Genomic DNA, 11,803 nt, shown 5'->3' with positions numbered 1-11,803 from the left:
CCCTCGCGCGAAGTTGACGCTCGGATCGGATGCGCACTCCGTCCGACCGCGCCGGCGCGCCCAGGCGGGCGTTCAGTCAGGGAGCAGCGGGTCCGGCTTCCTGAACCTCTGGCGCTACCCTGCCCTCGAACTCCTCGAAGTTCACGCGGAACATGGCGGCGAGTTTCCACGCCTGGCGGTCGTAGTCATTCGGGTCGTCCCACGTCGAACGAGGGTCGAGGATCTCCTGAGGCACTCCGGCGACGTTCACCGGAACCTGCAGCCCGAAGATCGGGTCTCGCCGAGTGGGAACGTCGTCGAGGGAACCGCTCAGGGCAGCGTCCACCATCGCCCTCGTGTAGGGGAGCCTTATCCGCCTGCCCACCCCGTGCGGGCCCCCGGTCCAACCCGTGTTGAGCAGCCAGACTCGGGTTCCGTGGCGCTCCAGGCGCTCGCCCAGCATCTCGGCGTACAGGTTCGGGTGCAGCGGCATGAACGGGGCCCCGAAGCAGGTGCTGAAGGTCGCCTGCGGCTCGGTGACCCCTCGTTCGGTGCCGGCTACCTTGGCCGTGTAGCCCGACAGGAAGTGGTACTTCGCCTGCGCCACGTCGAGCCTGCTGATGGGCGGCAGAACACCGAAGGCGTCGGCGGTCAGGAAGATGACGGCGCGGGGGTGCCCGCCCGTGCCGCTGTCGCTGGCGTTCGGGATGAAGTCGATGGGGTAGGCCGCCCGCGTGTTCTCGGTTAGGCTTCTGTCGCTAAGGTCCACTTCGCGGGTGACGGGGTCGATGCCGACGTTCTCGAGGATCGTCCCGAACCGTCTAGTCGTGGCGAATATCTCCGGCTCGGCCGATGCGTCGAGGTCGATGACCTTCGCGTAGCAGCCACCCTCGAAGTTGAACACCCCATCCGCCGACCAGCCGTGCTCGTCGTCGCCGATGAGCACTCGGCTCGGTTCGGAGGAGAGGGTGGTCTTGCCGGTTCCGGAGAGGCCGAAGAAGAGGGCCACGTCGCCATCACGTCCGCTGTTGGCGGAACAGTGCATGGGCATGACGCCGTTGCCGGGGAGTTCGAAGTTCATCGCGGAGAACACCGACTTCTTGATCTCGCCGGCGTACTCCGTGTTCGCCACGAGCACGACCCCCTCCTCGAGGTCCATGACGATGGCGGTGTCGCTCCTCGTGCCGTGCCGCGTCGGCTGCGCCTTCATCGAGGGGAGGTCGAGGACCGTCCAGTCGGGCTTATCGTGCCTTTCGCTGCTGCGGATGAACATGTTCTGCGCGAACAGGCTGTGCCAGGCATACTCGGTGATGACCCGGACCTTGCGGCGGTAGCGGGGATCCGCTCCGATGAAGAGGTCCTGGACGAACAGTTGCTTGTCCTTGGCGAACTCCTCCATGTCGCGCTTCAGGGTCTCGTACTTCTCCCTGGAGATCGGTTGGTTCACCTCGCCCCAGTCGATGCGTTCCGCCGCCTCGCCACTTCGGACGATGAACTTGTCCCGAGGAGAGCGTCCGGTGAAGCGTCCGGTATCGACCACCAGCGGGCCGTGGCGCGCGAGCCTCGCCTCACCTCTGGCCAGAGCGAACTCGTAGAGGGCTGCCGGACTGGAGTCATGGATCATTTCCGCCCCCTCCAGGTCGAGATGGCTCCGTGCCTCGGTGGTTGTCTCACGCATTCGATACCTGCTTTCGGTTATGTCTGTGGCGTGCGGAAGCCGGCGATGCTTCGACCCTCGATGATAGCAGCAGCGCTCCGCTCCTCCTGTGCAGGTCAGGCTCCGGGGTACACCGGCACGCGTCGAGTCCCCCCGGTCACCGCCGTGGCGGCCGGCTCGGCAACGATCACCAACGCAACGTCACGCCGAACCTCACCTGCTGCCGCTCGTCGGAGAGGTCTATGCCGCCCTCGATAGCCGTGAGGGGACTGAAGTCGTAGCGAACCGTCGCGCTCACCTCAGCGTCGGGGGTAGGCGAGTCACTGTCCTCGAAGTTCACGCGGCCGGCCAGGTCGATCTCCACGGGGCCAAGGTCGTACACCAGGTTGACCTCGTTGGTGAGCGCGTACAACCCCTCTACGTCGTCGAACGTGCCGATCCGGTAGGAGGCGAACACCTCGTCGGTCAGGTAACCACCCAATCGCAGCGAGACGCTGAACGGTTCGGCCGTGGGCGAGCGTCCGAAGATCGACGATATGGCGGTCGTGTCGATCTCGACGAGGTCCACGCCCAGCGCCTCGGCCAGCGCGTTCTGGAGTTCGGATACCAGCAGCAGGTCGACGGCGGTGTCGATCGCTCCTTCTGCCACCGCGCCGGCCAGTCCGGCTTCGCTCGCCAGCGGGGCCCCCAGGTCGAGCCGGCCGAGCGTGATGAGCGAGAGCAGTTCGGGCTCGGTCAGCGGCCTGGGCGGTGTGGTGCTACCGTCGGCCCGCACCTCCTGGATGAGCGCCTCCGAGGTGAGGGCGGGCGTCAGGTCGAGCCGGAAGGGAGGTTCGGCACCGGCGGTCGACTCCAGTTCACCGGTGAAGCTGAGGACTACCTGGAAGCTCCTGCCCTCCTCGGGCACAACGAACCGGACGCTGCCGTCGGCCGGGATGACCTCGTCCACGTCGAAGCTTGTGACCGCCGTAACGTCGACTATCGGCAGCAGGCCACGCGACGGATCGAACCTCGCTTGCGCCGCAGTGATATCGAAGTCCCTGCCGGAGAAGCGGATTGTGCCGCGGAGGACCTGCGCCGTGCCACTGAGGGTGGGCCGTGCCGCCGAGCCGTCGAGCACCAGGTCGAGAGAGGTCTCGGCAGAGCCGAAGTTCTCCATGAAGCGAACGCGACCGGGCGCCTCTATGGATACTGCGTCGAACACCACCTGCTGGGCGACCGGGTTGGGGCCGGACGACTCCGCCTTGGTGGGCGGCCGGATCCCCAGTTCGAAGAGCGCCTGATCGACACCGATGCCGCCGGAGAAGCGCAGCGAATCGAGCCACTGCATGCGAAGCCGCGCATCCACCTGAGCGGACGCGAGCAGCAGGTAGGGGAGGCGGATTGCGAGGTCGTCCCCTTCGAGCGTGAGATCGAGCGGCACGAGCGTGCCCACCAGAGTGAACTGCTCTCCGAGGCTTCCTGTGCCCTCGATGCGAAGAGGTTCCCCGGGTGCGCTGGTCAGAGTCGCCTCGAACGCCTCGATCTCGCCGAGTCCCGGCACGAGTGCGTTGCCCGTCGCCTCGAAGCTGGCGTCGCCCAGGCTCAGAGGCAGCAGGTCGACATGGCCTGAGCCTGCAACCTGCAAACGGCCGGTGAAGGGCCGGATCCCCTCGACCGTGGCGGTCAGCTCGAGCAGTTCGTCCCGGAGCGAGGCTTGGCCGCCGACCAGCCGGTAGCTGGAACCGGCGATCTCGAAGTCGAGGCCGGCGGTCGTGAGGGTCATGACCGGATCGGTGAGGGTGCCGGAGGTGACCAGTTCCAGCGAGCCACTGGCGCCCACCTCGTACTGAGCGAAGAGGGGGACGAGCCCCAGCAGCGGTCCGAAGTCGGCGTCGGTCGCGCTCAGACGCAGGTCGAGTCGGTCCCTCCTGATGGCGCCGCTCGCTCGCCAGGTGCCGCCTCCCGAGAATCGCGCCTCGTTCACCGACAGCTCCCCGTCGACGAAGGTGAGGCTCACGTTCCCGGTGGTGACTACCCCGGCTCGTTCGAGCCGCACCAGTTCGGTGGCTATCTCGACGACCGGTCCCTCATCACCCGCCAGAGGCAGTTCGAACCGTCCCACCCCGGTAACCTCTGCCGTCACGTCGTGTGGACCCGTCGCGGCCTGGGCGAGCAGATGGAGCGGGAACCGCTCGAAGGTGAAGAGCGCGCCGACCCGTTCCTCGTTGGCCGTCACCTGGATGGGGCTGCCCGCGAGGAGGCCGCTGATCGTCACCTCTTCGGTGGTGCCGCTGATGTCGATGGAGAGGGGCAGAGGGTCACCGGCCGCCGCCATGTCGGGCGCGACGACGCGGCCCACGACCCGGTTGCCGAAGAGCTGCAGGAAGCCGCTGAGGGGGGCTCGGAGGTGCGGCAGGCGCCCCACTACCCAGGGGATGTTGCCGAGGTCGAAGGTGCCCAGCTGAAGTTCGAGGTTCCGTGCGGTGGTGCCTGATGGAGCGAAGCGGTCCGGCAGCAACAGCCCCAGTCCGATTGTGCCGTTCGCCAGAACCGAACCGCCCGCCGCCTGCAGCTGGGCGTTCAGATCGACTACCTCCGGCGACACGTCGAACTCTCCGGTGAGCAGCAGGGGTTCCTGGTCGGCGAGGAGGAGAAGGGGTAGGCCGCTGGCGCTGATCGAGCCGGCGGGGCCTCTGCCTTCGAGGAAGTCGACGTTTGCGCGCAGGTGGCCCGCCCCCAGCTCGAGGTCGGCGTCGATCTTGCCGGAGCCGGCCGCCAGGTCGAGGAGCAGCCGTGCCGTGCCCAGTTCCCCGCCGCTCGCGAACTCGATCGACTCCTGGGAGTACCCCAGGACGAAGGGGATCTCGACCTCGTCGGGCAGGCTCGCGAAGAGGCCTACACCGCTTCCGTCGACGAGTATGGTCCCGCTGAGGTCGGTGGCGGCCGTGGGCCCTACCAACCCGGCCAACTCGAAACCGAACGCCTGCCCCACGTAGCCGAGGTCGTTCACCGTCGCCTGCAGTTGCGGGAGTTCGACGGTTACCGTCCCACTGGTGGCTGAGCGTCCGGCGAAGGTCACCGGCGAGCGGCGGAGGGAAGCGAAGTCGCCCAGGCGGGAGCGATCTAAGGTCGCCGCCAGGGTGAAACCGGGGAGGGCGGGAACCGAGACGCGGAGTTCGAGGGAGTTCGAAGGAGTTCCCTGCGCCGCCAGTCGCACGCCCCTGGCATCGAGAGCGAGCGCACCGGTCGCGGTCGGCGTTCCCGCGAGATCAGCGATCTCGAGCCTGGAGGAGTCGGTTGCGAGGGCGAGTGACCCTCCGCCTTGGCTGCTCCCCTCGAGGGTGACGGGGTCCTCGAGGTAGGGGGAAACGACGAGGGCGTCGAGCGACCAGCCGACAGCGGAGAGTGTCGACCGCACGTCGAGCGAAGCCCAGGCCGCCTCGCCGCTGCCCTCGAGGGCGAGGGTGGGGGAGTAGAGGTCTCCCGAGAGCAGGCCGGTCAGGTCCACGTCCAGGCCGCCCGCCTGCAGTCGGGTGGCGCCGATCTCCCCTTGCCAGCCGTTCTCGCTCAGCGATCCTTCGACAGTCACTGTCCCCTCGAGCAGGGCTCCGCTCCCGGCGAACGTCAGGGGTCCGCTTCGTTGCTTCTCGACGTGGAGGGGAAGCTCTACCGGCGCGCCGGCGATCCCGCCGCTTACGAGCAGCCGGGCACTGAGTTCCGAGCCGGAGCCGGCGCCGCTGCCGCTCACGCGAAGCCCGTTGGGGAGGGGGAGTTCGAGTCTCCCCACGCGCCACTCGGGCCCTGAGAACGGATCGAACCTCGCTTCCACGGCCTCTCCCTCGAGGTGGATGGGCGCGGTCGGAGCGAGGCTAGTGAAGGTGACATCACCTACTTCGAGGCCACCCCAGGCAAGACCTGCTGCTATCCCCTTCAGCCAGGGTCCCTCCTGCGCCTGCGAGGCCGAAGCGCTTATCTGGCCGCTGGCTCCGACACCGAGGGTCGAGAGGTCGGCATGTAGTTCGAGGGAGTAGGTGTCGGTGTCGAACCGGACGAACCAGTCGCGGTAGGCGCCTTCACCTTCGAGCAGGAGCTCGCGGCTGTCGCCGGGCGTACTCAAAGTGAACTCGCCGGCGGGCAGCGTGACGGCGCCCGCTGCGCTCAGACTTTCGGTTGTCGCCTCCACCTCGAAGCGGCTGGCGATCTCGCCCCAGGTGAGGTCGCTGTCTATGCGGAGGCTGCCTTGCGCTGGCCGGGCCGCCAGAAGGAGGTCGCCGCTGGCCCCACCGGTAGCGTCCAGATCGAGTTCGAGGGCCGGATCGCCCGCCTCTCCGGACAGCTCGACCTGCCCTGAGAGGCGGGTGTCGGTTCCAGGGACGGTCGCTTCGGCCAGTTGGAGGTCTCCTCGCAACGTCCCACTAGTCAACGATCCCAGTGACGAGGCCGCGAGTTCGACGGTGCCGGCGAGCGTTCCGCTCAGGTCGGTAAGGGCGACCGGCAGGTCGGTGAGGTTCAGGTCGAGGCGCAACCGGGCATCGAGAGTATCGCTCAGCTTAGCGCTCCCCACGATCCGGCTGCTACCGCTGGTCACTTCGAGGGTGGTCAGTTCACCGCTCAGGTGACCCCCCGGACCGCTACTCACGGTCGCCTCGGCTTCGACTAGCGCGCCCGCGGCGGCCGGCCAGAGGGCTCCCAGTTCGAGTGCGCTGACGCTCAGTGAGGCGCCGAACCCTCCGCTGCTGGTGGCGTTCGCGGTGAGGGAGAAGGAGTCACCGGCCAGTTCGAGCGCACCCTCATCCACCTCCCAACCGATCCGTCCGGTCCCCTCGAGCGCGCCGCCGATGGCCAACGGGCCGGTCACGACCGGCTTCCAGGGAGTGCCGCCGATGGTGAGGTCGGCGCTCAACGCCAGCGGTTCGCCGGGGTAGTCGGGCCAGACGGTCTGGGCGTCGGTCGCTACGGCGATACCCCCGCTCATCGTGGGATCACGCCAGGGACGTTCGCCCAGTCGGATCGTGCCCGTCGCCAGCGGCTCGGCCGTCCCCGCGTGGAGCGCGAACGAGGCGCTCAGCGGCCCGTTTCCGCTCAGCTCGACGTCGATCTGGGATGCGGGGGCTTCCGGAACGATCGCTCGGGAGGGTATGCGCAAGCTGGCCGTCCCGGCGAAGCCGGTCGCCTGGCGCCAGGCGAGGTCGGCGGAGATGCGGCTCCGTGCCAGCTCGCCATTTCCGCTGATCGCGGCTCGCCAACCCTCTTCGGCACGCTCGGCGAGTAGCACCAGATCACCGGCCGTGACGCGGAGTTTCGGCCGGGACAGCGAGGGGCCGGTCAGCTGGAAAGTGGCCTCGACGCTGGAGCCCAGCAGGCCCTCGCTCGTGGAGAACTCGCCCTTCAGGCCGGGTGCGGGCAGGAGCGGTCCGGCGGCTTCGGCCTGCCAGCCGCCCCAGTCGACCATCAGCGACTCGACGAACGCACCCCCAGGGCCCAACTCTATGTCGGTCTCTGCTCGGTACTCACCGTTCCCGGCCGGCCTGCTGACGTTCGCCGTCACTTCCAGCGTGGCCGGCTCGGCCGCCGGACGGGCGAGCGCCTGCACTCTCGTGCCGGCTACGGTCGCCTCCAGCCGCCCGCTCCTGGTGGCCGGATCGTAGTTGCCGGTGGCCTCGACCTCCGCGCCTTCGGCGACGCCTTCGAGGGCCAGGTCGAGGCCGTCGCGCCAACCGAGCCGGCCGCGCACGTCGAGGCCGGGCGCTCCGGTCACCGCGAGCTCGATGCCGGTATCTCGGACCCTGCCTTCTATGCCCGTCCCGGCGTACGACCCGGTCACGCTCACCGCGCCCGCGGAGTCCCCGTCGAGGCTCAACGTGAGCGGCCGGCCGTCCAGGGTGCCGCTCAGCTCACCGTCCACGGTGATGAGCGGGCCCGGTGCGACGGAGAGGCTGCCGGACGTTGCGAGTCGCGACGGCAGCGGCAGGAACTCGGCTATGGCAGCAGGAGCGGTGGCTGCGAGGTCCGAGGTCAGTTGCCAGCGGTCGCCTCTGCCTTCCAACGCCGTTCCGATCAGTAGCGAACTTTCGGCCGGAAGCGCTGCGTGAACCAGCTCGGCCCGGCCCCGGTAGCTGAGGCGGCTGCCGTTCACCCGGGCGGTCAGTACCAGCGGTTCATCCGCCGCCTCCAACGGAGCCGTCAGCGTTGCGATCCAGTCGAGTGAACGGTCCACAGTCAGTTCGAGCTGCGTGGGCTCGCGAGCCGAGATCGGGCCCGGCAACCAGGGGTCGGCGAGCAGGGTCATGACGGCGCTGCCGCTTTCGTCCTCCCAGACCGCCGATCCGCTGGCGAGTGGACCGCCTATGCGCATCTCGAGTCGGGGCGAAGAGGCCGTGCCCGAGACCGTCCCGGCGAGCTCGTGGGGTTCGCCCGCCAGTTCGAACGGCAGCGTCAGCTCCCCGGCCAGGTGACCACCTGCCAGTTGCAGGTTGGCTCGGTCACCGCTCAACGTGATACGGCCGTCGGCCGTACGTTCGACGGTCAGCGTGAGGCCGGGGAGGCCCAGCGGACCGACTTCGAGCGGCTCCGTCTCGAGGAGGCCCTCGAAGGTGGGCGCGGCCGGTGTTCCACTGGCGGTTCCGGCGAGGACGAGAGTGCCCTCTGCGGCCGACCCCGAGACGGCGAGGTCGAGTGCGGGTAGCAGAGCGCCCTCTGCCCGTACCGTGTAGCTCGTGGACGCCGCCTCCGAACGGAGCGCCAGCGTTCCGCCGGTACCGGTCAGTGTCGCGGTTGCCGTAGGGGCTCCCGGCAGCGGCAGACTTCCCCGCAGGTCGAGTTCGCCCTCCCACCCGCCGCGCGTCGAGCGCGACAACTCCCCGTCGACGGAGAGGCCCGTTAGCGACGCCGCCAGGAAGGGGTCTAGCCGCGCTCCCTGAGCATCGAGAGCGAACCGGCCCGAGCTGTAACTCGCCTGCAGGCCCGCGCCGCCGACCGTCACTTCGTGGGCAGAGATGCTCCCCTCCAGAACGGCTTCACCGGCACGCCAGTCGAACCTTGCATGGGCCGAGGTCGGGTCGGCCGTGGGAACGGAAGCGTTGACCTCGATGACGCCGCTGAGGAGCGGTGAACCGAGCAGTTGCCGGCCCAAGGTGGAGGCATCCAATGTGCCGCTAAGGGCGAGATCGTCGAGGTCGCCGGACAGTGCCAGCTCCTCGCCGGCCAGGCGGAGGGTGCCGCACACATCTCCCGCTTGGCCCTCCCTCCATCTGACGCTGGCGTCGACGGATCCCGGGATGCCGGCAAGTTCGAAGGCCTCGTCGATCTCTGCCTCGATCCCTGCTCCCGTACTCCAGTCGAGCACGGCCCGGCTGCCCGGCGTAGCGAGGGTCACGCGGCCGTCCCCGAGGTCGCCCTGGAGGAACCACTCATCGCCGGACGTTGCGAGTGGACCGATACGTGGCGGAAGGCGGCCCGACCCTTCGAGCCGCGAACCGTCGAGGCGGATCGAGCCGAGGCCGGAAGTGAGGGTGAGGTGGGCGGCGTCGAGCGGCTCCGCGTCGGCCTGCAGGTCACCCGTGAGCTGCCAGGGAACGTCTGCGATCCGGGCGGCCCCCTCGAGATCGAGGCCCACCCCGTTCCCCCGCGCGCGCAGCTCGACCGGCACGCCGGCGATGACGACATCGGCGTTCAGCTGGCCGGAGTAACCATGGTCGCGTGTCATCTCGCCGGCGATGCTGCCTTCGACGGGCACTCCCACGGCTTCGGCCACCGGTTCCAGGCTGAGCGTCCCCGAGTACGCCCAGGCGCCCGAACCGAGGTCGTACTCGAGCCCGAACCCCTCTGACCCACCGAGGGTGGCGTCGACGCTGACCGTGGCCCCGTTCCGGCTGAAGCCGGCGGCGAACGCAGAGCCGGCGATGGTGCCCTGGAGGCGGCCGGCGGCGCGGTCGTCGCTCACGCGTCCGGAGGCCTCGAGCGGCCGGCGGAGGGTCAGGCCACCAAGGTCGAGCCCCGGAGCGGCGCTCAGTTGGATCAGGTGCGCCCCGGGCGAGGGTTGCAGCCTCAGCAGCAGCTCCTCCGAGCGAACCGTGACATCAGCGCTGGGAGTGCCACCGGATGGCACGACGACAGATCCCGCTACCGTGGTGGGACGCCCGGCGAGGGTCAGGCGAAGCTCGTTCGCTTCGAGTGCGAAGGAGTCCTCGGTCAGCTCGAGCGACAGTCTGGGCTCGCCCTGGTCACCGGTCGCGGTCGATTCGAGTGCCAGCAGGAGCCCCCCACCCGGGTTGCCGCTCGCCTCGATCGTCAGCGCCGTTTCGCCCAGCACCACCCCTGCTGCTGCCAAGCGCTCGAGCTGCACGCCCCCTTCCCCGTGCACCTCCTCGGCCGTGGCGGCGACCGTGCCGTCGCTCGTGAGCCGGGCTTCGACGGCGCCGCTCGTTTCCACGTCCGCCAGACGGTACTTCCCATCGAACCGGATGGGGGAGAGATCCAGTTCGCCGCTGAGGGTAAGGGGGCCGAACGTGCCGGCCAGGTTTCGCACCGAACCGTCGCTCAGCACGCCGCTTGCAGATCCCGAGAACTCCTCGTCCACCGAGATACCGAAGGCGGCCAGTTGGCTCGTGCCGGCTCCCCCGAGCCGTAGCTGCAACGGCAGGGCTTCCAGCGGGCCGTTCGCGCCAAGGCTCAGGTCCACCGGCCCGGCCAAGGCGGGCAGGCTGAGGTTCTCGACGGTCACTCGGCCCTCGAGCGATCCCTCGACCAGCACGGCTGCTCCCTCGGCCGTGGCCCCGAGTTCGTCTTCGCCTCGCACGAACAGTTGGAGGCCGTCTTCATCGAGGCTGCCGTCTGCCTCAACTGAGAGACCCCGTCCTGCCAGCGCTCCCTCGACAGTGCCCTCGAAGCTGCCTAGCGTGCCTTCCTCGGTGAAGTCAGCGGCCAGGCTCCACTCGGCTTCCAGACCGTCGGTGAGGCCCACGGCCTGCGCGGCCAGCTGCAGGCGGCTGCTTCCGTCACTCGGCCGCAGAGTCATCACGACCGGGCCGCCGGCGAGGGTGGCGCTGGCTTCGACGCTCACTCCGCTGTCGCTGGCGTAACCGAAGTTGGCGATCAGCTCGTCGAGGGGGTAGCCGAGCAGCGTTCCGTCGCCGGCACCTCTGCCCGACAGAGCGACTTCGGTCCAACCGGATCCGTGCAGCTCGACTCGGGCGGTGCCGGTGATGCCGAGGCTTTCGGTGTCGAACTCGCCCATCGCGAGCCAGCCGGCGAGGGGGGCGAGATCGGGAGTCCCCTGGATCGTCCCCTCCCAGTAGGTGGCGGGAACGTTAACTTCGATGTCGGCCGTGACCGGGCCACCGAGCGCCCGGCCGGCCAGGTTCGCTTCCACGATCCCGCCCCCGTAGCGCACCGGGCCCGAGATGGACTCGACGGGCGACCCCAGGTAGCGGATCTCCCCTCCGTTCACGTGCCCGGTGCCCGTCACGCCGTCGCTATCGGCCACCAACCTGCCCTCGAGGGTCCCCGCTATCGCTCCATCCCACCAGTGGCGGGCCAGGCGCACGTCGGCCTTCTCGATCTCGAGTTCGAGCCGCCACGGATCTGTGGCCACATCACCCTCGAGGCGCGCTTCACCCTCGGGGCTGACTACCGTGACGGCGAAGCCGATGGCGCCTTCGGTTCGCCCCACCATCACATCCTGCAGGTCGACCGCCGGGAGGGTCCAGGGCGTGCCGTCTACCTCGACGGCGACGTCCCTGACGGCAAGGTCCCGCAACCGCGGGGTGATGAGCCACCCGCTACTGCCGCCGCCACCCCCGAGCGCCGCCAAGGCCCCCGGGTCCACGCTTCCGCGTACGCCGGACAGCTCTATCGAGAGCGGCAGGTCGCCAGTGATGAGAGAAGGCAGGAAATAGTCGATGGAGAGGTTCCGGACGCCGAGGTCTACGCCAGGTCCGACCACGGTAGCGTCGTTCAGGTCGACCCCGAACCAGGGGTTGCCGCTGGAGCGCGAGTAGTCGATCTCGTAACCGAGCTCCTCGGCCAGGGAGACCGCTCGCTCGAGCAGCCATTCCCGACCCAGATCGGTGGCTGGAAGGATGACTGCCGCCGCGAACAGGGTCAGCAGGACCCCCGGGAGCAGCCAGCGGCGCAGGTGCATCAAAGGATTGGAACTCCGGGGGCAACTAAGTGCATGAGTGGACC

The 11,803-nt window shown here is 69.0% G+C and carries 2 protein-coding genes; both read right to left on the bottom strand.

All coding sequences use genetic code 11. The annotated features are described in order from the left end of the window. Nucleotides 1–76: 76 nt before the first annotated feature. Nucleotides 77–1,657: a phosphoenolpyruvate carboxykinase (ATP) gene (gene pckA, locus VF168_03035; protein HEX7003141.1), complete on the bottom strand. Its 1,581-nt coding sequence runs from the start codon at nucleotides 1,655–1,657 to the stop codon at nucleotides 77–79. Nucleotides 1,658–1,823: 166 nt separating this feature from the next. After that, nucleotides 1,824–11,759, bottom strand: coding sequence for a translocation/assembly module TamB domain-containing protein (locus VF168_03030; protein ID HEX7003140.1), 9,936 nt, complete (start codon nucleotides 11,757–11,759; stop codon nucleotides 1,824–1,826). Nucleotides 11,760–11,803 lie beyond the last annotated feature (44 nt).

This window comes from Trueperaceae bacterium (assembly GCA_036381595.1).
Taxonomy (GTDB): domain Bacteria; phylum Deinococcota; class Deinococci; order Deinococcales; family Trueperaceae; genus DASVCN01.
The sequence above is the reverse complement of the archived record's forward strand: the minus strand, read 5'-3'. Positions and strand labels throughout refer to the sequence as shown.

Coding starts and splice junctions, on each gene's coding strand:
- VF168_03030 (HEX7003140.1), bottom strand. CDS start 11,759: ATGCACCTGCGCCGCTGGCTGCTCCCGGGGGTCCTGCTGACCCTGTTC.
- pckA (HEX7003141.1), bottom strand. CDS start 1,657: ATGCGTGAGACAACCACCGAGGCACGGAGCCATCTCGACCTGGAGGGG.